This is a genomic window from Streptomyces sp. NPDC014891 (assembly GCF_043081085.1).
Classification (GTDB): domain Bacteria; phylum Actinomycetota; class Actinomycetes; order Streptomycetales; family Streptomycetaceae; genus Streptomyces.
Genome location: NZ_JBIBWF010000017.1, coordinates 37,764 through 60,698, shown reverse-complemented (window position 1 = coordinate 60,698; position 22,935 = coordinate 37,764). Strand labels below are relative to the sequence as shown.

Sequence of the window (22,935 nt, the reverse complement as noted above, 5' to 3'; positions counted from 1 at the left end):
GAGCGGCTCAGGGCGTGTCGGAGTCCTGGCCGCCGGGGCCGATGCGGAGTTCGAAGTCGCCGTCGTACTGCTCGTGGCCGGCGATCACGGCGAGTTCGACGACCTCGGTGCCGACCTCGCCGCGGACGATCAGCGGGTCCTTGCGGAGGTCCCGCATCAGCGCCACGCACATGCCGATCATCACGAGGACGAACGGGGCCGCGACCAGGATCGTGAGGTTCTGCAGGCCCGCGAGGGCGTCGCCCTGGCCGTCGCCGATGAGGAGCATGATGGCGGCGACCGCACCGGTCACCACGCCCCAGAACACCACCACGGGGCGGGTCGGTTCGAACGCGCCCCGCTGGGAGAGCGTGCCCATGACGATCGAGGCGGCGTCCGCGCCGGACACGAAGAAGATGCCGACGAGGATCATCACGAGCAGGCTCATCGTGCCGGTGATCGGGAACTGCTGGAGCACGCCGAAGAGCTGCCCCTCCGGCGTCGTCTCGCCCGCCAGGTCGCCCTGTTCGCTCAGTTTCATCGCCGTGCCGCCGAAGATGGCGAACCACACGAGGCTGACGGTGCTGGGCACCAGGATGACCCCGCCGACGAACTGGCGGATGGTGCGGCCCCGGCTGATCCGGGCGATGAACATGCCGACGAAGGGCGTCCAGGAGATCCACCAGGCCCAGTAGAAGACGGTCCAGCTGCCCAGCCAGTCGTGGATCTCGGCGCCGCTGGTCGCCTCCGTCCGCCCGGCGAGCTGCGGGAGGTCGTCGATGTAGGCGGCGATCGAGGTCGGCAGCAGGTCGAGCACGATGATGGTGGGGCCCGCGATGAAGACGAAGACGGCGAGCACCGCGGCGAGCACCATGTTGATGTTGGAGAGCCACTGGATGCCCTTCTCCACCCCGGAGATGGCGGAGAAGACGAAGGCCACGGTCAGGACGGCGATGATGGCGACGAGCAGTCCGGTGCCGGTCTTCTCCATCCAGTTCAGCTCCTCGAAGCCGCTGCCGATCTGGAGCGCGCCCAGACCGAGCGAGGCGGCGGAGCCGAACAGGGTGGCGAAGATGGCGAGGATGTCGATGACCCGGCCGGGACCGCCGTACGCCGCCCGCTCGCCCATCAGCGGGACGAACACCGCGCTGATGGTCTGCCGGCGCCGCTTGCGGAAGGTGGAGTAGGCGATGGCGAGTCCGACGACCGCGTAGATCGCCCACGGATGGAGCGTCCAGTGGAAGAGCGTGGTGGCCATGGCGGTCTGCATGCGCTCGGCCGAGTCGACGGGGTGGGTGCCAGGCGGCGGCGTGCCGTAGTGGGCGAGCGGCTCGCTCACGCCGTAGAACATCAGCCCGATGCCCATGCCGGCGCTGAACATCATGGCGATCCACGACACCGTGCGGAACTCCGGGCCCTCGCTCTCCTGGCCCAGCGTGATCCGGCCGTACCGGCTGACGGCCAGCCAGAGCGCGAACACGACGAAGCCGGACGCGGCGAGCATGAACGCCCAGCCGCCGTTGCGGATCAGTCCGTCGAGGAGGTCGCTCGACACGCTCTCCAGACTGTCGGTGGCGGTGGCGCCCCAGACGACGAACGCCACGGTCAGGACGGCGGTGACACCGAACACGATCCGGTCGGTACGGGCGCGCTGGTGTTCGGAGGGGTGGCCCGGGAGGTCGGCCGTCACCGGCAACGTCTCCCGCCCGCCCGGCTCGGCGCCTGTTCGGCGGCCGTCCGGCTCCTGGTCTTCCTGCGACACAGATCACACCTTTCACGGGAAGAGCGGCATTTCAGCCCAAACCTGACGATGTCTCTGTAAGGCAGTACCACAGCCGGGGCCGAACAGCGGGGACCAACAGACCCCGACGGCCCGGCCGGTGAGCGACGCGCGTTGCCGGGGACGGCTCCGGGGCGTCGTATCCTCGCCCCGGACACCCGCACGCGGGGACGGGCGGGCACGGCGGAGCAGGGAAGAGGGCGGCACGGGTGACGGACGGACGACGGGCCGACTCGACGGCCGCGACCCCGGACGGCAGGGCCGGCGGCCAGGCCGGGGTCCCGATGGGCACGCGCGCGCGTGAGGCGGTCCTCCAGCGCATCGTGGACCGGCGGTACGCCCAGGGCGCCCGTCTGGTGGAGCGCGAGGTCGCGGAGGAGCTCGGCATGTCACGCGTGCCGGTGCGCGAGGCGCTGCGCGCCCTGGTCTCCGAGGGTCTCCTGGAGCTGCTCCCGCACAGCGGGGTTCGTGTCCGCCGGCTGGAACGCGCCGACGTGGAGCACCTGTACGAGGTCTGGGAGCCGCTCACCGTGCAGGCGTCCCGGCTCGCGGCGCGGGCGCGCACGGGGGGCGACACCGAGGGGCTCGCCGCCCTGGAGGCGACGCTGCACCAGGCCGAGCGGGCGGCGGCCGCGGACGAGGCGACGCGGGAGGTGGCCGCCCACACCGCCTTCCACGAGAGCATGGTCGCCATGGCGGGCAATCCGCTGCTGGCGCGCACCATGGAGCAGCTCAGCTGGCAGCTGCGCCTGGTGTTCGGCCTGCGCGAGGAGCCGGCGCACATGAGGGCCCAGCACGCCGAGATGTACCGGCACATCGCCGCCGGGGACGCCGAGGCGGCCGCGGCGAGCACGCTGCTTCACGTGCGGGACAGCCGGGCGGTCGCCCTGCGGTCACTGTTCGGCGACGCCTGAGGGGGCGGCCTGCACCCGACTGGCGGCCGTCCGGCGGGCGACGGCCCGCGCTCGGCAGTCGGCGGCGCGGCGGGGCCGGCGGCGCGGGCAGCCGGCGCGCCATTCGTATACCAGGACCGCGCGATCATGCACTCCTGCTGCTCCATAACGGATGAAAGACGCATGGAATGCGTGTCTCCGATTCCTTCACCTCTCTCCCTTGTCCGCCGCCTTCAGCTTGGTATACAAAACGGGGAAGCCCTCGACCACTCCCCCAAGGAGCACCCATGTGCGTCGAAGCCATCCCCCCGCCCTCCCCCGCGGTGACCCGCCGCGGCGTCCTCGCCGGAGCGGCCGCCCTCGCCGGCACCGTGGCCGCGGCGGGACGGGCGACCGCCGCCGACGGCCCCGCCTCCGGGGCGGGGCGCCGGGCCCCCGGCGCGCCGCCACGCGCCGGTCGTCTGGTGATCCGGGGCGGCACCCTCCTGGACCCGGCGACCGGCGAGGTCACCGAGGACGCCGTCGTCGTCATCGAGGACGGCACCGTCCGGGCGGCCGGCCCCCGGGGCGCCGTCACCGTGCCGCAGGGCGTCGAGACGCTCGACGCGCACGGCCGCTGGATCCTGCCGGGCCTGGTGGACGCCCACATCCACCTCAGCACCGCGGCGGAGGCACGCGACGCGGTCCTCCGGGGCGCGACGAGCGCGCGCAGCGGATCGACCTCGTTCTACCAGGACATCGCCGTCCGCGAACTCGCCCGGCACAGCCCCGCCCTCGCGCCGCGGCTCCGGGCCGCCGGAGTGTTCGTCACCCCGGACCTCGGCGACACCGTGCTCGCCGACCCGGACCTGACCCCGCTGGCCCGCCTCAAGGGCGGGGTGCGCTCGGCGGAGGCCCTGCGACGGGTCGTGGAGGTGAACCTCGCGCGGGGCGCGGACGTCGTCAAGACCCGGGTCAACGAACGCGCCGGGCTCCCGGAGCAGGACCCGCTCACCCAGGTCTACTCGCGCGAGCAGCTCGCGGAGATCGTCGCGGCGGCCCGCCGGGGCGGTCGCGGTGTCCTCTGCCACAGCTACAGCGAGCAGGGCTGCCACGACGCCGTCATGGCGGGCATCCGCTCCCTGGAGCACGGCGCGTTCGTCGGCGAGCGCACCCTGCGCGAGATGCGGCGCCGGGGAACGTACTTCACCCCGACCCTCACCGCCGTCGCCGGCCTGGCGGAGTCACCCGACCCGGTCCTCGCCGAGCGCGGCCGCACCTATCTGCCGGTCCTCAAGCGCGCGGTCCTCGCCGCCCACGAACTCGGCGTGCCGCTGGCGGCGGGCACCGACTCCTCCGGCGGAACGGTGGACCCGATCGGCGGCGAGGTCGAACTGATGCACTCCGCGGGTCTGTCACCGCTCGACGCGATCCGCACGGCGACGACGGGCGCGGCCCGCCTGCTGGGCCTCGGCGGCTCGGTGGGCCGGCTCGCCCGCGGCTTCGCGGGCGACGCCCTGCTGCTGTCGGGCGACCCGCTCGCCGACCTGTCGGTCCTCAAGCGGCCCGTGACGGTGGTACGGGCGGGCGTCGCGGCCTGAGCACGGCCCGCCCCTCGCGTACACCCCGGCCGCCCAGCGCGCCCCCTCGCCGCCCTCCGCCCCGCCCCGCCCCGCGCCCGTCACGGCGCACGCGGCACCCGTCACGGCACCCGTATCACGCGCAGCACCCCGTTCCCGAGAAGGAGTTCCCCATGCAGTCGTCGTCCACCCCGGCGTCCCCGCCCTCGTCCGCACCCTCCGCCGGCGCGCTGTCGCGCCGGACGATGCTGGCGGGGGCCGCGGCACTGGCCGGAGCCACCGCCACCGGGGCCGCCGCGGCGGGGCCCGCGCAGGCGGCCGCCCCGGCCACCGCCGGGGCCGCGGCGGCCGGCGCCTCCGGACACCGGCCGAGGGCGGTCGTCTTCCGCGACGTGCGCCCCTTCGGCGCGGCGCGGGCCAGGGACCTGGTGGTCGTCGACGGCCGCGTCTCCGACCGCCCGGCGCCGCACGGCGCGAAGGTCGTCGACGGAGGCGGCCGGATCGCGCTGCCGTCCCTGGTGGACGCGCACATCCACCCCGACAAGACGACCTGGGGCGGTTCCTGGGTGTCGCGGCGGCCGGCGAGCGGCATCGGCGACTACGTGGCGCAGGACGTGGAACTGTTCCGCAGCCAGCGGCGCCCGGTCGCCGAGCGGGCGTACGGCCTGATGTCGCACGCCGTGTCCCGGGGCACGCGCGGCATGCGCGCCCACGCCGACGTCGCCCCGGCGTACGGCCTCGCCGGGGTGGAGGGGGTGGCCGAGGCCCGGGAGCGGCTGCGCCACGCGCTCGACGTCCAGATCGTGGCCTTCCCGCAGCACGGGGTGATCCGGACGCCGGGGACGGCCGCGCTCCTGGAGCGGGCCGCGCGCGAGGGTCTGATCGACATGATCGGCGGCATCGACCCGATCGGCTTCGACGAGGCGCTCGACGACCAGCTGGACGTCGTGTTCGGCATCGCGGAACGCCACGGCGTCGGGGTCGACATCCACCTGCACGACCGCGGGGAGAAGGGCATGAAGGCGATGCGGGGCATCGTGGACCGTACGCGGGCGCTGTCGCTCGCGGGCCGGGTCACGGTGAGCCACGTCTTCTGCCTGCCGGAGCTCTCGGACCGCGAACTGGGGGCGATCGCGGCCGACCTCGGGGACCAGGACATCGCGCTGACCACGGTCGCCCCCTCCGACTCGCTGGTCCTGCCGATCGAGCGCCTGCGGGAGCACGGGGTGCGGGTGGGACTCGGTTCGGACGGCGTGCGGGACTCGTGGAGCCCGTTCGGGAACGCCGACATGATGCACCGCGCCCACATCCTCGGCTGGGTGACGGACGTGCGTCTGGACGACGAGCTGACGGGCTGCTACGAGGTCGCGGCGCACGGCGGAGCCGACGTCATGGGCCTGGCGCACGCGGACTTCAGGGCCGGCGCGCCCGCCGACTTCGTCCTCGTCCGGGGCGAGTGCCTGCCGCAGGTGGTCGTGGACATGCCCCGCCGCGACCTGGTGGTGCACGGGGGTGTGGTGGTGGCCCGGGACGGCGTGTTCCTGGCCTGAGCCCCGCCCCGGTCCGGCCGGGCACCCCGTGCGGGTGTCCGGCCGGACCGGGGCGGCCGACCGGCGTCCGAGGGCTACAGATAGGGCCGCGTGATCAGCTCGAAGGCGTGGCCGCCGGGGTCCTTGAAGTAGACGCCGCGGCCGCCGTGGTCGGAGTTGGTCTCGCCGGGCCGCTTCATCTGGGGGTCCGCCCAGTGCTCGACGCCCTGCTCGCGGAGCCGGGCGTAGGCCCGCTCGAAGAGCTCGTCGTCGACGAGGAAGGCGTAGTGCTGCATCTGGATGTCCACCGGGGGCTCGGCGAACTGGATGAGCACGCCGTCGGCGAGCTGGACGTTGACGAAGGGGCCCCAGGAGGGGGCCTCGGGGAGCTCCAGGAGCTCCCGGAAGAACCGCGCGGACGCGTGGCGGTCCTTCGCGGCGATGATGGTGTGGTTGAACGTGACTGCCATGGGGACGACCTCGCTGTGGGTTCGACACGAAAGGGGACTCGTCGCAGTGCCGGGGCACCGGGGGGTCCGCGTGCGGAACCGCGGGGGTGCGGGGGACGCACCCACGGAGCGGTCAGTCGTCCACCGGATGGCCCGTCTGTGTGTGGCGTCGCAGCGCCGGTCCGGTGTTCACGTCGGAGGACGTTACGTGATCATCGGCGGGCTGACAAGCCGTCAGGGGTCCCGGGCTCCCGGGTCCACCGACCGAACCGGCCTCCTCCGCGGGGGAGTCGGGCAGCCGGCCGTGGCTCGGCTCAGCCGTTCGGGAGGATGACGGCGCGCCCCTCGACACGGCCCGCGTGCAGGCGCTCGTAGGCCTTCGGGGCGTCGTCCAGGCCGTAGGTCTCGGTGTGCACGTCGATCGCGCCGGCCCGGGCCAGGTCGAGGACCTCGATCAGCTCGGCCCGTGTCCCCCAGTACGGGGACGTGACCGAGACCTCGTACGGCAGGGCGCCGAACCCGACGGGCAGGGTGCCGCCGCCGAGGCCGACGATCGTGACGTCGCCCTCGATCGCGACCATGGCGCCGGCCGCCGTGACCGTCGGTGGGGCGCCCACGAAGTCGAGGACCACCTCGGCGCCGCGTCCGCCGGTCAGTTCGCGCACGGCGGCGGCCGCCCCGGCGTCCGACAGGACGGTCTCGTGCGCGCCGACGGCGCTGGCCAGGGCCAGCTTCTCCTCCGTGACGTCCAGGGCGACGACCCGGGCCGCCGTCATGGCCCGCAGGATCTGGATGGCGACGTGGCCGAGCCCGCCCGTGCCGATGACGACGACGGTGCTGCCGGGGACCAGCTTCGGCAGGGAGCGCTTGACCGCGTGGTACGGGGTGAGGCCGGCGTCCGTGAGCGGCACGGCTCGGACGGGGTCGAGCCCGCCGAGCGGGACGAGGTGGCGGGGGCTGTCCACGATCATGTACTCGGCGATGGCGCCGGGGGCGCCGAGCCCCGGCGGCCTGATGCCCAGTTGGGCGGCGCGCAGGCAGTAGTTCTCCCTGCCGCGGGCGCAGGCGGAGCAGCTGCCGCAGCCCCAGGGGCCGTAGCGCGTGCGACCCGAGCCGGCCGTCCCCGTGCCCTCGCCGGGGGTCTCCCCGGTCCGCGCCCCCTGCGGACCGTGCCGCCCGGTGGGGCCGACTCACCCCGCACCTATAGATGCATCATGCACCTATCACTGTCGTAACGGGACATTCTGCAAGTATCGCCACCTCACACCTCATCGCGGGTGTTCTGACGACTTGTCGCCAAGAGACTCTCCTCCACGTATGGAGGGAGCCGTTCCGGGCAAAACGTCGGCGGGCCGACCGGGCCCCGCACGAGAGGAGAGTGCCGTGCTGTCCGACCTTCTCGACCGATGGTTCCGACGCGGCGGCTCGGAGGGCCGCCCGGGGGCGGGCCCCCGGGGACCCGCACGCTCACCGGGGAGGGTGGTGCTCGACGCGGACTTCTCCTCCACCGCGCAGTGGGTCGCGGGCCGCTCCTGGGCCTATCCCGGCGGGGGCCCGACCAACCCCGGGGACAACAAGCTCGACCACCTCGTCGAGGACCCCGCCTACAGCAGGTCCGGGGTCTTCCGGGCGACCCGCCGCCCCGACGGCAAGTGGGACGCGGGACTGCTCACCACCGAGGGCAGTGCCGAGGCGTTCCTGGTGCGGGCCGACGACGTCCTGGAGGCGCGGGTGCGCCTGCCGGTGGAGACGGGGGCGTGGCCGGCGATCTGGACCTGGCTCGACGGCGGGCAGGAGATCGACGTCTTCGAGTACCACCCCGACAACCCCGACCTGCTGGAGCTGTCGAACCGGATCAGGTCCCGGCACCTCTACTACCGGAACCCGGCGATCCGCCCGGGGGCCTGGGTCGACCTGCGGGTCGAGTTCGGCGCCCGCAACGTGGTGTGGTGGGTGAACGGCGCCCGGGTCTTCGACGACCGCCGCGGGGTGGGGCGGTCCTGGCGGGCGCACCTCATCGTGAACCTCTCGGTCTGCGCGGGCCGCTACCACCCGGCGCCGGACCCCTCGGTGTCGGCGATGTCGTACGAGGTGGCGCAGTTGCGGGTGTACCGGGACTGATCCCCTCGCACCGGGTGGCGCGCCCGACGGCCCGCGCCCCTCGGCGCCGTCGGCGACGCGCGCGGGAGGAGGGGGGATGCGGGCCCCGGAGGAATCGTCGTTGCGTAGGCTCGAAGCGAGCGTTCCGCGCACCGCACCGTGCCGCCCGTACGACGAGGAGGACCCTCCCATGAACACCGCCGACGAGGGACGGCAGCAGCAGTTGGACGCGGCCAGCGTCCTCAACGCGAAGACCACCCTCCTCCAGCTCCTCGCACGCGCGGGGGTCTACACCGGCGACGCGGAGGAACTCATCGGACTCGTCGAGGCCGGCGCGCTCGCCCTCGCCCACCAGGAGATCGCCGGGGCCCGGCGGGACGCCCCTCCGCACGGGCCGGCGGCCGAGCAGGGGGAGCGATACGCGGCGGGCTGGTCCGACGGCGCCAGGGCCGTCACCGTCGAACTCGGCGCCGTCGCCGAGCGGGCCCTGCTCCACGCCGTCGCCACCGCCCCGTCGGCCGACTCCCCCGACGAGCCCTCCCCCGTCAGACGCGCCGAGATGGAGCGGGCGAAGGTCGCCGTCACCCCGCTGTACCTCTCGTTCGCCGACGTCTCCGAACTCGACCCGGAGGTCACCGAGCAGGTGCTCGGAGCGGTTCTGCGGACGATGAACCCGCGCCAGCGGGCCGGGTATCCGGGGCGGCTGACGCGGTTCACCTCCGCGCACCACGCGCACCTGGAGCGGCTGTACGCGCAGTACGGGCCGGGCAGTCCGATCGCGATCCACGGCCGCTACTCCCTCGTGCACTCCCCGGCGAGTGTGGCCGTGCTGGAGCGCCTGGCCGAGACCCCCTCGGCCCTGCACGAGGAATGGGACGCGGCCGAGCTGCCCCCGGCCTGGCTGGACGGTCTGACGACGGCCTGGGGGTCACCGGCCTGAGCCGGCCGGCCCTCCTCCCGGACCCGCCAGGGCGAAACTCCCGACCCGCCCCTTCCAACTCGGACCGGCCGCAGCAGCGTTGGAATCCTCCTCCCGAGCCGGAGGCGCGGATCCTCGATTCCGCCACCAGGACTACTTAGGTTAGGCTAAGTTTAGTTCGAGTGCGTCTCCTCGGGGTGTCCACCTCCGGGTGCGCGACACGTCCCCATCCTCAGGAGAGACGGAAAGCATGACCTTTCGGGTCGCGGTGGCCGGAGCCAGTGGCTATGCCGGTGGGGAGATCCTCCGCCTGATCGCCTCACATCCCGGTCTCGACATCGGCGTCCTCGCCGCGCACAGCAGCGCCGGCCGCACCCTCGGCGAAGTACAGCCCCAGCTGTCCGCGCTCGCCGACCGGGTGCTCACGGAGACGTCGGCGGACGCGCTCCGCGGACACGACGTCGTGTTCCTCGCCCTGCCGCACGGGCAGTCGGGCGCGCTCGCCGGGGAGTTGGGCCCCGACACCCTGATCGTCGACTGCGGCGCGGACTTCCGGCTGCGCGACCCGGCCGAGTGGAAGCGCTTCTACGGCTCCGAACACGCGGGCACCTGGCCCTACGGGCTCCCCGAGCTGCCGGGCGCCCGGGACGAGTTGAAGGGCACCTCCAGGATCGCCGTACCGGGGTGCTACCCGACCGCCGTCACCCTCGCGCTCTTCCCCGCGCACGCCGCCCGCCTCGTCGAACCCGAGGTCGTCGTCGTGGCGGCGAGCGGCACCTCCGGAGCGGGCCGCTCCGCCGAGCCCCGCCTGCTGGGCTCCGAGGTGATGGGCTCCATGACCCCGTACGGCGTCGGCGGCGGCCACCGGCACACCCCCGAACTCACCCAGAACCTGTCCCTCGCGGCGGGCGAGCCGGTCACCGTCTCCTTCACCCCCACCCTCGCCCCGATGCCCCGCGGCATCCTCGCCACCTGCTCCGCCCGGCTCCGCCCTCACATGGACGCCGACGGGGGCCTGCGCGAGGTCCGCGAGGTCTTCGAGGCCGCCTACGCCGACGAACCGTTCGTCCGGCTGCTACCCCGGGGCCAGTGGCCGTCCACGGCCGCGGTGCTCGGATCCAACACGGTGCAGGTGCAGGTGGCCGTCGACCCGGCCGCCCGCCGCCTCGTCTGCGTGAGCGCCGTCGACAACCTGACGAAGGGCACCGCCGGTGGCGCGGTGCAGAGCATGAACGTCGCCCTCGGCCTGCCCGAAGGGCTCGGCCTGCCCATGAATGGAGTGGCACCGTGACCGTGACCGCCGCCCGGGGATTCCTCGCCAGCGGGGTGGCCGCCGGGATCAAGACGTCCGGCGATCCCGACCTCGCCCTGGTGGTGAACCGGGGCCCCGCACCGGCCGCCGCGGGGGTCTTCACCTCCAACCGGATCCAGGCCGCGCCGGTCCGCTGGTCGCGGCGGGCGCTCGCCCGCGGTCCGGTCTCCGCGGTGGTCCTCAACTCCGGCGGCGCCAACGCGTGTACCGGGCAGACCGGTTCCGAGGACGCCCGGACCATGGCCGAGGAGACGGCCCGCGCCGTCGGCGTCGCCCCGGAGGCCGTGGCCGTCTGCTCCACCGGGCTCATCGGCGTCCCGCTGCCCATGGACCACGTCACGGCCGGGATCGCGCTCGCCTCGGACCGGCTCTCCGACGACGGCGGCGAGGACGCGGCCGTCGCCATCAAGACGACCGACACGGTCCACAAGACCGCCGTCGCCTCCCGGTCCGGCTGGACGGTCGGCGGCATGGCGAAGGGCGCGGGGATGCTCGCGCCCGGCCTCGCCACCATGCTCGTCGTCCTCACCACCGACGCCGCGGCGGACGGACCGGCACTGGACTCCGCCCTGCGGTCCGCCGTACGGACCACCTTCGACCGGGTGGACTCCGACGGCTGCATGTCCACCAACGACACCGTCCTGCTGCTCGCCTCGGGCGCCTCCGGCGTGACCCCCGCGGACGCGGACCTCGCCGGGGCCGTCCACGCCGTCTGCCTCGACCTCGCGCTCCAGCTGGTCGCCGACGCCGAGGGCGCGTCCAAGGAGATCGAGGTGGCGGTCGTCGGCGCCGCGTCCGAGGACGACGCCGTGACCGTCGGCCGCTCGGTCGCCAGGAACAACCTCCTCAAGTGCGCCCTGCACGGGGAGGACCCGAACTGGGGCCGGGTGCTGTCGGCCATCGGCACCACCGACGCCGAGTTCGACCCCGACCGCCTGGACGTGGCCATCAACGGCGTCTGGGTCTGCCGGGACGGCGCGGCCGGGGAGGCCCGGGAGAAGGTCGACATGACCGGCCGCCGCATCACGGTGACGGTCGACCTGCGCGCCGGCGAGGCGTCCGCGGCGATCTGGACCAACGACCTGACGGCCGAGTACGTGCACGAGAACAGCGCCTACAGCTCATGAGCCGAGGAGGTACGAGAATGAGGACGCTCCGCGAGCAGCCCGCCGTGCGCGGTGCGGACGGTGCGAGACGCGCGGGCGCCGGGCCGGGAGCGGACGCCGCCGCCCTGCCCGCCGCGGACGTCCCGTGGTCCGAGGAGCTCCAGGGCAGGACCGTCGTCGTCAAGTGCGGCGGCAGCACCCTGGAGGACCCCGCGCTCCGCAGGTCGTTCGCCCAGGACGTCGTCGAACTCTGGCAGGCGGGCCTCGACCCGGTCGTGGTGCACGGCGGCGGTCCCCAGATCAGCTCGATGCTCGACCGCCTCGCCCTGGAGGTGCGGTTCGAGGCCGGCATGCGGGTGACCACCCCCGAGGCCATGGACGTCGTCCGCATGGTGCTGACCGGGCAGGTCCAGCGGGACCTGGTCGGCGCCATCAACGCCCACGGCCCCTTCGCCGTCGGCATGTCGGGCGAGGACGCCCACACCCTGACCGCCGTGCGCCGCCCGGCCCGGGTCGACGGCCGGACCGTCGACATCGGTCTCGTCGGCGACATCGTCGGCGTCGACCCGGACACCGTGCGGAACCTCCTCTCCGGCGGCCGCATACCGGTCGTGTCCCCCGTCGCGCGCGGCGCCGACGGCCAGGTCTACAACGTGAACGCCGACCTCGCGGCCTCGGCCCTGGCCGTCGCCCTCGGCGCCGACCGGCTCGTGATGCTCACCGACGTCCCCGGCCTGTACGCGGACTGGCCGCGCAGCACCGAGGTCGTCGCCCGGCTGACGGCACGGGAACTGGAGACGCTGCTCCCCGGCCTCGCGGGCGGGATGCTGCCGAAGATGGAGGGCTGCCTCCGGGCGGTCCGGTCCGGGGTCGGACGCGTCCACGTCCTCGACGGACGCACCCCGCACGCCGTCCTCCGGGGCGTCCTCACCGAGGAGAACCCCGGCACCACGGTCCTGCCCGACGACGCCCCGGCCACCCCGGGGAACCCCGCGTGAGCGCCCCCGTGGCTCCCGCGGCGCCCGGGACGGGCACCGCGCCGGCGCGGACCCTCACGGACCGCTGGCGCGCCGTCATGATGGACACCTACGGCACTCCGCCGCTGGCTCTGGTCCGCGGTGAGGGCCGCACGGTCTGGGACGAATCGGGGCGCGCCTACACGGACTTCACCGGCGGGATCGCGGTCAGCACCCTCGGCCACGCCCACCCGGCCGTGGTCGCCGCCGTGCACGAGCAGCTCACGCGGCTCGGCCACGTCTCGAACCTGTTCGTCGCGGAGCCCCCGGTGGCGCTCGCGGAGCGGCTCCTGGGGCTGTTCGGCCGGGCGGACGGCCGGGTATTCTTCGCCAACTCCGGCGCGGAGGCGAACGAGGCGGCCTTCAAGGCCGCGCGGCGGACCGGACGCCCGCGGGTGGTCGCGATGGAGGGCGGCTTCCACGGTCGCACCATGGGCGCCCTGGCCCTCACCGGGCAGCCCGCCAAGCGCGAGCCGTTCCTGCCGCTGCCCGGCGAGGTCACGCACGTCCCCTTCGGCGACGTCGACGCCCTGCGCGCCGCGGTCGCGGAGGACACCGCCGCCGTCTTCATCGAGCCCGTGCAGGGCGAGGCGGGCGTGATCCCGGCACCCCCGGGGTACCTGCGGGCCGCCCGGGCGCTCACCCGTGCCGCGGGCAGCCTGCTCGTGCTCGACGAGGTGCAGACCGGGATCGGCCGGACCGGCCACTGGTTCGCGCACCTGGCCGAGGCGGGGGTGGACCCGGACGTGGTGACCCTGGCCAAGGGGCTCGGCGGCGGGCTGCCGATCGGCGCCACGGTGGCGTTCGGCGACGCGGCGGAGCTGCTCGCCCCCGGCCAGCACGGCTCCACCTTCGGCGGCAACCCGGTCGCCTGCGCCGCCGGTCTCGCCGTCCTGGACACCATCGTGTCGGAGGGGCTCCTGGAGCACACCGCGCGGATGGGCGCCCTGCTGCGGTCCGGTACGGAGGAGGCGAAGCACCCGCTGGTCGCGGAGGTGCGGGGCGCGGGGCTGCTCCTCGGGATCGTGCTGACCGAGCCGATCGCCGAACGGGTCCGGAGCGCGGCGCAGGAGGCCGGTCTCCTGGTGAACGCGGCCGGCCCCTCGACCGTACGCCTCGCTCCGGCGCTGACCGTCTCCGCGCGTGAGGTCACGGAGTTCGTGGAGGCGCTGCCGGCGATCCTCGACCGCGCCGCGGCCCACCGGTAGGCGCCCGGGGCCCGTACGGCCGCGCTCGCGACCCGGTTCGCGAGCGCGGCCGTCGTTATTCCCCGGGCCGGGCCGCCCGGGGCCGCCGCGCTCACCTTCCGCAGGGCCGTCCCGGGTACGCGTCGCTCTCCGGCACCCCGGCCGCCCGCATCCGGCGCAGGACCTCGTCCAGGAGGTGGCCGTCGATGTCCACCGGGAGGTTGAGCTCCCGGTCGAAGACCATCGTGTCCGGCTCCGCAGCCCAGATCACCCACCGCGGCGGCGAGGCAGGGGCCTCCCACAGCGGCGCGAACCGGTCGACGGTCCGCCCTGCGGCGTTCGGCGTGCTCACGGCCGGTCCTTTCCGGTACGGCCGTCGACGTACGTCGCCACGACCTCGATGTCCCCGATGCGCGAGGTGTCGACGGCCCGGGGGTCGTCCCCGAGGACCACCAGGTCGGCCCGCCTGCCGGGGGCGAGGACGCCCGCGCTGTCCTCCCAGTGGCAGGCGTGGGCGCCGGCCACCGTGTAGGCACGCAGGGCCTCGTCGACGGTGACGGCCTCCTCCGGGCCGATCGGCCGGCCGGAGAGCGAGGTGCGCTCCACCATGAACTGGATCGCGCGGAGCGGGGATCCGTCGGTGACGGGGCGGTCGGAGCTGCCGACGAGCGGGACGCCGTGGTCGAGGAAGCCCCGCCCCCGGTACATCCAGGGTGCCCGCCGCTCCCCCATGACGTCGGCGTAGTCGTCGCCGAAGGAGCGGAGGAAGTGGGGCTGGACCACCGCGCTGACCCCGAGCCGGGCGAAGCGGGGCAGCTGGTCCGGGCGGATCAGTCCCGCGTGCTCGATGCGGTGCCGGGCGGTCGGGCGGGGTCGGAGCCGCTGCGCGCGCTCCAGGGCGTCCAGGGCGAGGTCGGCGGCGCGGTCGCCGATGGCGTGGACGGCGAGCTGCCAGCCGGCGAGGTGCCCGTCGACGATGAGGTCCGCGATCCGCTCGGGGTCGTCCTGGAACTGCCCGGTGGTGGACAGTCCCTCGTACGGTTCGGTGAGCGCCGCCGTACGGGCCATCATGCCGCCGTCGGTGTAGATCTTGAGGGCCCCGAGGGAGAGCCAGTCGTCGCCGAACCCGGTGCGCAGTCCGAGGTCGAGGGCCCGCGGGATGCCGTCGTCCCGGTGGGAGGCGCGGGGGCGGAGGGTGTCGCCGGCCGCCATGACCTGGACGCGGAGGGGCAGTCGGCCCCGGTCCCTGAGGAGTTGGTACGCGCCGAGTTCGACGGGGCTGTGTCCGAGGAGGCCGCCGCCGATGCCGGCCTCGGCGCAGGCGGTGATCCCCTCGGCGAGGCAGGTGCGGCCGGCGCGCTCGATGGCGTCGGCCAGCTCCTCCTGGGAGTACGGCAGCCGCAGTCGCCGGACGGCGCTCATGGCGCTCTCGGCGAGGAAGCCGTCCTGGTGCGGGACCTCGGGCGGCAGGAGGTCGAGGACGGCGCTGCCGACGACGCAGGCGTGCCCGGAGTCGTGCATCAGGAAGATCCGGCGCCCCTGGGCGACCCGGTCGATCTCGGTGGCGGTGAGGTGGCGGCCCAGGGCCCGCTGGTCGTAGCCGGCGACGTCGACCCAGGCGCCGGGGGCCCGCCGGGAGGCGGCCTCGGCGATGACGTCGAGGACGTCCTCGACGCGCTCGCAGGGGGCGATGCTGGGGGTGGCGGCCTTGAGTCCGGCCCAGGCGAGGTGGACGTGGCTGTCGATGAAGCCGGGGAGCACGGTGGCCCCTTGCAGGTCGACGACCTCGCGGGCGGGGAGGTGGGCCACGGCCTCGTCGAGTCCCATGATCCGGCCCCGCCAGATGCCGAGGTCGTGGGCGACGGGATGGTCCGGGTCCATGGTGAGAATGCGCGCGTTCGTCAGCCTGGTGCAGAGCATGGGTGGTCCGCGTCCCCTCGTCGGGTGGTGTCGGCCGTCATGGTTCGCCGGTCGTGCCGGGCGTGATGATGCGTCAGGTGGTCTTGGCCATCACGGTGTCGTGGCCGGCGGCCCCGCCACCGCTCGGGCCCTCCACGGGCTCCGCGACGGCACCCGACGGGGCGGCCGCCCCTGCGGGGGCGTACCACGCGGGCGCGGCGGGGACCATCAGCGGCGTGCCGGTCTCGGGGTCGGGGATGATCCGGCACGGCAGTCCGAAGACGTCCTCGACGAGCTCGGCGGTCATGACGGAGCTCGGGTGGCCCTGGGCCGCGATGACGCCGCCGGGCCGCATCACGATGAGGTGGGTGGCGTACCGGCAGGCCTGGTTGAGGTCGTGCAGGACGGCGACGACCGTGTGGCCCTGCTGGGCGTGCAGCCGGGCGCAGAGGTCGAGGACCTCGACCTGGTGGGCGATGTCGAGGTAGGTGGTCGGCTCGTCGAGCAGCAGGATCGACGTCTGCTGGGCGAGGACCATGGAGAGCCAGACGCGCTGGCGCTGGCCGCCGGACAGGTCGTCGACGGGGCGTTCGGCGAGTTCGAGGACGCCGGTCCGGCTCATGGCCTCGACGACGGCGGCCTCGTCCTCGGCCGACCACTGCCGCAGCATGCCCTGGTGGGGATAGCGCCCGCGGGCGACCAGGTCGCCGACGGTGATGCCGCCGGGGGCGGTGGAGGACTGCGGGAGGAGTCCGAGGCGGCGGGCGACCTCGCGGGAGCGGTAGGAGGCGATGGCGGCGCCGTCGAGGTAGACCTGTCCGGCCTTCGGCCTGAGCATCCGGGCGAGCGCGGTGAGGAGGGTGGACTTGCCGCAGGCGTTGGGCCCGATGATCACCGTGAAGGAGTGGTCGGGGATGTCGACGGTGAGGTCGGTCGCCACCGTGCGCTGGTCGTAGGAGAGGGTGAGGTGCTCGGCCCGCAGGCGGGGCTCCGCCGCGGGTCGCGCGGGATCGCCCGCGGGGGACGTCGGCTCCGCCGCGGTGCGGGGGTGGTCGGCGGGGCGGTTCTTGGCAGTCATGCGCGGCTCTTTCGCGACTCGGAGACCAGCAGCCAGATGAGGTAGAGACCGCCGACGCAGCCGGTCGCCGTGCCCACGGGGAGGAGTGCGGGGGCGAAGAGCCGCTGGACGGCGAGGTCGCTCAGGGCGAGCATGACCGCGCCCATGAGGGCGGAGGGCAGGAGGGCGGGCCCGGACGATCCGGTGAGTCTGCGGGCCACCTGGGGCGCGGCGAGCGCGACGAACCAGATGGGTCCGGTGACGGCGGTGGCGAAGGCGGCCAGGGCGACGCTGATCACGAGGAGGACCGTGCGGGTGCGGGAGACGTCGACGCCGAGGGCCGTGGCGGTGGTGTCGCCCATCTCGACCATGGAGAGCCGGCGCGAGAGGAGGAGGGCGAGGGGCAGGAGCACGGCGACGGCCAGGCCGATGGCCTGCGCGTGCGTCCAGAGGCGGTTCCCCAGGCTGCCGATGAGCCAGGCCTGTGCCTCCAGGGCCTCCTGGAAGGTGGCACGGGTGATCAGGTACGAGTTGACGGCCAGGAGGAGGGCGCTGACGCCGATGCCGACGACGACGAGGCGGAAGCCCTGGATCCCGCGGCCGATCATGAGGAGGTGGACGGCGAGGGCGGTGGCGAGGCCGCCGACGAGGGCGCCTGCCGCGATCTGGGTCATGCTGCCGTGCAGGACGACGATGACGACGAGGGCGCCGACGGCGGAGCCGTTGGTGAAGCCGATGATGTCGGGGCTGCCCAGCGGGTTGCCGGTGATGCTCTGGAGGATGGCTCCGCTGACGGCGAGGGCCGCGCCGACGCAGAGCGCGGTGACGAGCCGGGGCATGCGGAGGGTGTTGACCACGAAGTCGGCGAGGCCGTTGCCGTTGCCGGTGAGGGCCTGGAGGACCTCGCCCACGGAGAGGTCGAAGTCGCCGGTGGTCAGGGTGATGCCGGCGACGGCGACGAGCGCGACGAGGAGGGCGGCCGTCACGGCGACGGCACGGCCGCGCACCCGCAGGGAGAGCGCGCCGGAACGGGTGCGGACCACCCGGCCGGCGACCACGCGGGGCCGGTGCCCGGCGGCCGCCGTCCCCGGGCGGGGCGGGGTGCCGTCCCCGGGGTCGGGCGCGGAGGCCTTCGCCTCCCGTACGGCGGTCACAGCATCACCAGCTTCCGGCGGCGGCACAGGGCGATGAACAGGGGGGCGCCGACGAAGGCGGTGACGATGCCGACCTGCACCTCGCCGGGGGCGCCGAGGACCCGGCCGGCGATGTCGGAGCCGACGAGGAGGACGGGTGCGATCAGCATCGAGTAGGCGAACACCCACCGCTGGTCGGGGCCGACGACGAAGCGGGCGATGTGCGGCACGGCGAGGCCGATGAAGCCGATCGGTCCCGCTGCGGCGGTGGCGGCGCCGCACAGGAGCATCACGGCGGCGGCGCCGAGGGCACGGGTCAGGCCGACGTTGACCCCGAGGGCCCGGCCCACCTGGTCGCCCATGGCCAGGGCGTTGAGCGAGGGCGCGAGGACGAGGGCGAGGACGAGGCCGGTGCCGATGAAGGGCAGGGACATCAGGACGATGTCGTGGTAGCGGCCCGCGAGGGAGCCGACGGTCCAGAAGCGGAACTGGTCGAAGGCCCGCGGGTCGAGCAGCAGGACGGCCCAGTTGAAGGCGTACAGGACGGCGGTGACCGCGGCGCCGGCGACGACGAGCCGCTCGGGGGAGGCGAGTTTCCGCCCCGAGGAGCCCAGCAGGTAGACGCCGACGGACGCGGCGGCGGCGCCGGCGAGGGCGAACCACACGTAGCCGAGGGGGGCGGCGACGCCGAAGAAGGCGATGGCGACGACGACGCCGGCGGAGGCGCCGAGGTTGACTCCGAGCATGCCGGGGTCGGCGAGGGGGTTGCGGGTGAGGGCCTGCATCAGGGCGCCGGCGAGACCGAGGGCGGTGCCGACGAGGATGCCGAGGAGGGTGCGGGGGATCCGGTAGTCGTGGATGATCACCGAGGTCTCGGATCCGTCGGGGTTCCAGAGGGCGTCCCAGGTGGCCGTGAAGGGGATGCCCCGGGTGCCGACCCAGATGCTCAGGAGTCCGACGAGGACGAGCGCGGCGAGGCCCAGGACCAGCCCTAAGCCCCGGTAGGCGTGGCCGGCGCGACCGATGCGCGGCGGGCCCGTGGGGACACCGGGGTCACCGGCCGTGCCCGGGGTGCGCACCCCGGGCTGCTGTCCCGACACCACCCGGGATTCGACGGACAACGACAACTCCCCCTGGCGGTGGTACAGATGTACGGCGCGATCCCGTGGTGCGACGGACCGGGACCACGACTTAGGTGAGGCTAACCGAACACTGTCGAGCGGTCAACGCGCGGAGCAGGACCCGCGGGGCCACGCCAGGAACACACCGCCCCACCGGCCCCGGGCGCCACACCACCCGAGTCGACGGTCAGAGTAGGCTTACCTAACCATCCTCTCCCCTCCGTGAAGGAGACACATGCCAACGGGCGTTCCTACGGGGGGACTTGTCCTCCGTCAGGCCATCAGAGGACAACGCCGCCGGGTGATCTCGGCATCCCTGCTCGGCATGACGCACCAGGGCTGCGAAGCCCTCGTCCCGGTGGTCATCGGCGCCACCATCGACACCGCCGTCGCCACCGGCTCCTCCTCGGCGCTGCTGAAGCTGCTGATCGTCCTCGCCGTGCTGTTCCTGGTCCTGTCGACCTGCTACCGCACCAGCGCCCGGATCGGCGAGGGGACCGGCGAACTCGCCGCGCACACGCTGCGGCTCGACCTGGCGGCCCGGGTGCTCGACCCCCGGGGCGGCGCGGACGCCAACCGGCTCCCCGGCGCGCTGACCAGCATCGCCACCAACGACGCCCGGCGCGTCGGCTCCGTGGCCACCGTCATCTCGTACGGGGTGTCCGCGGTGGCCGCCCTCGTGATCAGCGCCGTGGCCCTGCTGAACATCTCCGTGCCGCTCGGCCTGCTCGTACTGCTCGGCATCCCGCCGCTCCTGTGGCTGGGACACCGCATCAGCCGGCCGCTCGAACAGCGCAGCGAGGCCGAGCAGGAGCGCGCCGCCCACGCCTCCGGCGTCGCCGCCGACCTCGTCACCGGGCTGCGCGTGCTCAAGGGGATGGGCGCGGAGTCGGCCGCCGTGGACCGCTACCGCACCACGAGCCAGGACTCGCTGTCCGCCGCCCTGCGCGCCGCCCGCAGCCGGGCCGGGCACGAGGGCGCGATCCTCGCCCTGACCGGCGTCTTCATCGCCGTGATCGGAGTGGTCGGCGCCTACCTCGCCATGGACGGCAGCATCAGCGTCGGCGACCTGGTGGCCGCCGTGGGTCTCGCCCAGTTCCTCCTCGGCCCGTTCCAGCTCCTCACCTACGTGAACGCCGAACTCGCCCAGGGCCGGGCGTCGGCCAAGCGGATCGCCGAGGTCCTCGCCTCCCCCGTCACCGTCGAGGCCGGGCACGACGTGCCCGCCGACCCCGCCGGGCACGTCGCCCTGCGCGGGGTGTCGCTCGGCTCGCTGCGCGGCGTGGACCTCGACCTCCCGGCCGGCAGCCTGACCGGGGTCGTCGCCCGGGACCCCGCCGCCGCCAACGACCTGCTCGTCTGCCTGGCCCGCGAGGCGGACCCCGCCGAGGGGGCCGTCGAACTCGACGGCACCCCGCTGACCGCACTCGACCCCGACGAGCTGCGCCGCGTGGTCCTCGTCGCCCACCACGACGCCGACCTCTTCGAGAGCACCCTGCTCGACAACGTCCGGGCCGGGCTGGGGACCGCACCGGTCGACGGCCCGGACTCCGTCCGGCGGGCGCTGGAGGCGTCCGCGGCCGACGAGGTCGCCCGGCTCCTGCCCGACGGCGCGGACACCCTCCTCGCCGAGCGGGGCCGCTCGCTCTCGGGCGGCCAGCGCCAGCGCGTCGCGCTGGCCCGCGCGCTCGCCGCCGACCGGCCGGTCCTCGTCCTCCACGACCCGACCACCGCGGTCGACACCGTCACCGAGTCGCGGATCGCCGCCGGGCTGCGGGAGGTCCGCCGGGACCGCACCACCGTCCTCGTCACCACCAGCCCCGCGCTCCTCGCGGTGACCGACCGGGTGGTGGTCCTTGAGGACGGCGCGGTGCGGGCCGCCGGCCACCACACCGAACTCCTCGCCGCCGACGCGACCTACCGAGCGGCGGTGCTGGCATGACGGCCACCGTCGACCACGACACGAAGGCGGGCGAAGGACGCGAGAGAAGGACGGACCAGACCATGGGCGGAACCAGCCCCGACCGCGAGCTCCTGCCGACCGCCACCGGCGCCGAGTCGCTCACCGCCCTCCGGGGCATGCTGCACGGCCACCGGCTCCTCGCCCTCGGGGCGATCGCGGTCCTGGTCGCGGGCACCGCCATCGGTCTGCTCACCGCGCCGCTGCTCGGCCACATCGTCGATCTCGTGGTGGCGCACCGGGGCGCCTCCGCACTCACCCTCCCCCTGGTCCTGCTCGTCGTCGTCGCGGTGGCCCGGGGCGCGGCGGCGGCCGTCGGCAGCACCCTCGTGGCCCGGCTGGGCGAGACCGTCCTGGCCGCCCTGCGCGAGCAGTTCATCGAGCGGGCGCTGCGGCTGCCGCTCGACCGGGTCGAGGCGGCCGGCTCGGGCGACCTCGTCTCCCGGGTCACCAGCGACGTGTCGATGATCGGCAAGTCGGTGCGGCAGGCGCTCCCGGAGTTCAGCCGCTCCGCCCTGACGATCCTGCTCACCTTCGCCGGCCTCGCGGTCCTCGACTGGCGGTTCCTGCTCGCGGCCCTGGTCGCCGCGCCGGTCCAGGTGCTCTCGGTGCGCTGGTACCTGCGCCGGGCCGCCCCGGTCTACGGCGAACACCGCATCGCCACCGGTGCGCTTCAGCACCAGCTGCTCGACAGCGTCGGCGGCGTCAGGACCGTCCGCGCCTTCCGGCTGAACGGGACCCACACGGGCCTCCTGGAGCAGCGGTCGGAGGCGGCGCGGGACCTGGGGCTGCGGGGCATCCACATCGTCACCGGCTTCTTCTCCCGGCTCAACGCGGCCGAGTTCATCGGCCTCGCGGCGATGCTCGGCACCGGGTTCGTCCTGGTGGACCGGGACGCGGTCAGCATCGGTACGGCCACGGCCGCCGCGCTGTACTTCCACAGCCTCTTCAACCCGATCAACGCGACCCTGTTCCTCCTCGACGACGCCCAGTCGGCGGGGGCGAGTTTCGCCCGCCTGGTCGGTGTCTCCGGGCTCCCCGCCGAGCGGGCCCACGACGAGCGGCACGACGTCTCGGACGGATCGGTCGAGGTGTCCGGGCTCAGCCACGCGTACGGCACCGGGGCTCCGGTGCTGCACGGGGTGGACCTCCGGGTGCGCGCCGGGGAGCGGGTGGCGCTCGTGGGGGCGAGCGGTGCCGGCAAGACCACGCTGGCCAAGCTCATCGCCGGCGTCCACAGCCCCGCGGAGGGTTCGATCGCGCTCGGCGGGGTCGACGCCCGGGACCTGGGACCGGCCGGGGTCCGGCGCGCGGTGGCGCTCATCAGCCAGGAGGTGCACGTCTTCGCCGGGACCCTCGCCGACGACCTGCGCCTGGCCCGGCCCGGGTCGTCCGAGGAGGAACTGCACGCGGCGCTCGACCGGGTCGGGGCGCTGGAGTGGGCGCGGGGTCTGCCCGAGGGCCTGGACACGGTCGTCGGCGAGGGCGGGCACCGGCTGACGGTCACCCAGGCGCAGCACCTCGCGCTGGCGCGGCTGGTGCTGGCGGATCCGCCGATCGCGATCCTGGACGAGGCCACCGCGGACGCGGGCAGTGCCGGAGCACGGGTCCTGGAGGACGCGGCCGCGCGGGCCCTCGAAGGGCGCACCGGGCTGCTCGTCGCGCACCGGCTGCCGCAGGCGGCGGCCGCGGACCGGGTCGTCGTGCTCGACCAGGGGCGGGTCGTGGAGACCGGCACGCACGAGGAACTCGTGGCGGCCGGCGGCCGGTACGCCGACCTGTGGGCCGCGTGGTCGGCCAGCCGCCGGGAGCCCGGGGAGACCGTGCCGCACCCGGCGGCGGACAAGGACGCCCGGGTCTCGCCGGCCGTCTGAGCGCGGAGCCGGAGGACGGAACCGCCCGAAGCCTCGGGCGCCCGAGGACACGGGCGTCCGAG

The 22,935-nt window shown here is 74.5% G+C and carries 18 protein-coding genes and 1 pseudogene; 11 read left to right on the top strand and 8 right to left on the bottom strand.

Translation table 11 applies throughout. The features are described from left to right. Positions 1–7: 7 nt before the first annotated feature. Complete coding sequence (locus tag ACF09E_RS34320; protein ID WP_392210026.1) at positions 8–1,741, bottom strand: BCCT family transporter; 1,734 nt, start codon at positions 1,739–1,741, stop codon at positions 8–10. Between the two features lie 302 nt (positions 1,742–2,043). On the opposite strand from ACF09E_RS34320, the gene ACF09E_RS34315 reads away from it, so the two are divergent. The 3 genes from ACF09E_RS34315 to ACF09E_RS34305 all read left to right on the top strand — a co-directional run bounded on the left by ACF09E_RS34315 (position 2,044) and on the right by ACF09E_RS34305 (position 5,761). Further along, positions 2,044–2,673, top strand: a complete 630-nt coding sequence (locus ACF09E_RS34315) for a GntR family transcriptional regulator (protein WP_392210088.1) — start codon at positions 2,044–2,046, stop codon at positions 2,671–2,673. A gap of 266 nt (positions 2,674–2,939) precedes the next feature. After that, positions 2,940–4,232 carry an amidohydrolase family protein gene (locus tag ACF09E_RS34310; RefSeq protein ID WP_392210024.1) on the top strand — a complete coding sequence of 431 codons (1,293 nt, stop codon included), beginning with the start codon at positions 2,940–2,942 and terminating at the stop codon, positions 4,230–4,232. A gap of 152 nt (positions 4,233–4,384) precedes the next feature. Further along, positions 4,385–5,761, top strand: a complete 1,377-nt coding sequence (locus ACF09E_RS34305) for an amidohydrolase (RefSeq protein WP_392210022.1) — start codon at positions 4,385–4,387, stop codon at positions 5,759–5,761. Positions 5,762–5,835: 74 nt separating this feature from the next. Here the strand turns inward: ACF09E_RS34305 and ACF09E_RS34300 are convergent, their stop codons facing one another. Both ACF09E_RS34300 and ACF09E_RS34295 read right to left on the bottom strand, forming a co-directional pair. Then, the gene (locus ACF09E_RS34300) at positions 5,836–6,210 is read right to left on the bottom strand and encodes a VOC family protein (RefSeq protein ID WP_392210020.1); all 375 of its coding nucleotides are present in this window, start codon (positions 6,208–6,210) and stop codon (positions 5,836–5,838) included. A 293-nt stretch (positions 6,211–6,503) separates the two neighbouring features. After that, positions 6,504–7,325, bottom strand: a pseudogene (locus ACF09E_RS34295) (zinc-binding dehydrogenase); the annotation flags it as partial. A gap of 343 nt (positions 7,326–7,668) precedes the next feature. Between ACF09E_RS34295 and ACF09E_RS34290 the strand changes: the two are divergent. The 6 genes from ACF09E_RS34290 to ACF09E_RS34265 all read left to right on the top strand — a co-directional run bounded on the left by ACF09E_RS34290 (position 7,669) and on the right by ACF09E_RS34265 (position 13,850). Beyond that, positions 7,669–8,310: a beta-glucanase gene (locus ACF09E_RS34290; protein ID WP_392210018.1), complete on the top strand. Its 642-nt coding sequence runs from the start codon at positions 7,669–7,671 to the stop codon at positions 8,308–8,310. A 169-nt stretch (positions 8,311–8,479) separates the two neighbouring features. Further along, a complete protein-coding gene (locus ACF09E_RS34285) occupies positions 8,480–9,229 on the top strand; it encodes a hypothetical protein (RefSeq protein ID WP_392210015.1) in 750 nt (249 codons plus the stop codon). Between the two features lie 229 nt (positions 9,230–9,458). Then, positions 9,459–10,499: an N-acetyl-gamma-glutamyl-phosphate reductase gene (argC, locus tag ACF09E_RS34280; RefSeq protein ID WP_392210013.1), complete on the top strand. Its 1,041-nt coding sequence runs from the start codon at positions 9,459–9,461 to the stop codon at positions 10,497–10,499. Further along, entirely contained in the window at positions 10,496–11,647 is a 1,152-nt protein-coding gene (gene argJ, locus ACF09E_RS34275; RefSeq protein ID WP_392210011.1) for a bifunctional glutamate N-acetyltransferase/amino-acid acetyltransferase ArgJ, read from the top strand. The genes argC and argJ overlap by 4 nt, the downstream gene beginning before the upstream one ends. A gap of 17 nt (positions 11,648–11,664) precedes the next feature. After that, positions 11,665–12,624 (top strand): acetylglutamate kinase, encoded by a 960-nt coding sequence (gene argB, locus ACF09E_RS34270; protein ID WP_392210009.1) that lies wholly within the window; start codon positions 11,665–11,667, stop codon positions 12,622–12,624. After that, a complete protein-coding gene (locus ACF09E_RS34265; protein ID WP_392210007.1) occupies positions 12,621–13,850 on the top strand; it encodes an acetylornithine transaminase in 1,230 nt (409 codons plus the stop codon). Before argB ends, ACF09E_RS34265 begins: the two co-directional genes overlap by 4 nt. A 91-nt stretch (positions 13,851–13,941) precedes the next feature. On the opposite strand, the gene ACF09E_RS34260 is transcribed toward ACF09E_RS34265, so the two are convergent. The 5 genes from ACF09E_RS34260 to ACF09E_RS34240 all read right to left on the bottom strand — a co-directional run bounded on the left by ACF09E_RS34260 (position 13,942) and on the right by ACF09E_RS34240 (position 19,045). Further along, complete coding sequence (locus ACF09E_RS34260) at positions 13,942–14,181, bottom strand: hypothetical protein (RefSeq protein ID WP_392210005.1); 240 nt, start codon at positions 14,179–14,181, stop codon at positions 13,942–13,944. Continuing rightward, a complete protein-coding gene (locus tag ACF09E_RS34255) occupies positions 14,178–15,749 on the bottom strand; it encodes an amidohydrolase (protein ID WP_392210003.1) in 1,572 nt (523 codons plus the stop codon). The genes ACF09E_RS34260 and ACF09E_RS34255 overlap by 4 nt, the downstream gene beginning before the upstream one ends. A 73-nt stretch (positions 15,750–15,822) precedes the next feature. Then, entirely contained in the window at positions 15,823–16,806 is a 984-nt protein-coding gene (locus tag ACF09E_RS34250; RefSeq protein WP_392210002.1) for an ABC transporter ATP-binding protein, read from the bottom strand. After that, positions 16,803–17,939 (bottom strand): FecCD family ABC transporter permease, encoded by a 1,137-nt coding sequence (locus ACF09E_RS34245; RefSeq protein ID WP_392210001.1) that lies wholly within the window; start codon positions 17,937–17,939, stop codon positions 16,803–16,805. The genes ACF09E_RS34250 and ACF09E_RS34245 overlap by 4 nt, the downstream gene beginning before the upstream one ends. After that, positions 17,936–19,045 carry a FecCD family ABC transporter permease gene (locus tag ACF09E_RS34240; RefSeq protein ID WP_392210000.1) on the bottom strand — a complete coding sequence of 370 codons (1,110 nt, stop codon included), beginning with the start codon at positions 19,043–19,045 and terminating at the stop codon, positions 17,936–17,938. Before ACF09E_RS34240 ends, ACF09E_RS34245 begins: the two co-directional genes overlap by 4 nt. Positions 19,046–19,274: 229 nt before the next feature. Here ACF09E_RS34240 and ACF09E_RS34235 point away from each other — a divergent pair, with 229 nt between their 5' ends. Next, a complete protein-coding gene (locus tag ACF09E_RS34235) occupies positions 19,275–20,981 on the top strand; it encodes an ABC transporter ATP-binding protein (RefSeq protein ID WP_392209999.1) in 1,707 nt (568 codons plus the stop codon). Beyond that, positions 20,978–22,873 carry an ABC transporter ATP-binding protein gene (locus ACF09E_RS34230; protein WP_392209998.1) on the top strand — a complete coding sequence of 632 codons (1,896 nt, stop codon included), beginning with the start codon at positions 20,978–20,980 and terminating at the stop codon, positions 22,871–22,873. The genes ACF09E_RS34235 and ACF09E_RS34230 overlap by 4 nt, the downstream gene beginning before the upstream one ends. Positions 22,874–22,935: the final 62 nt, after the last annotated feature.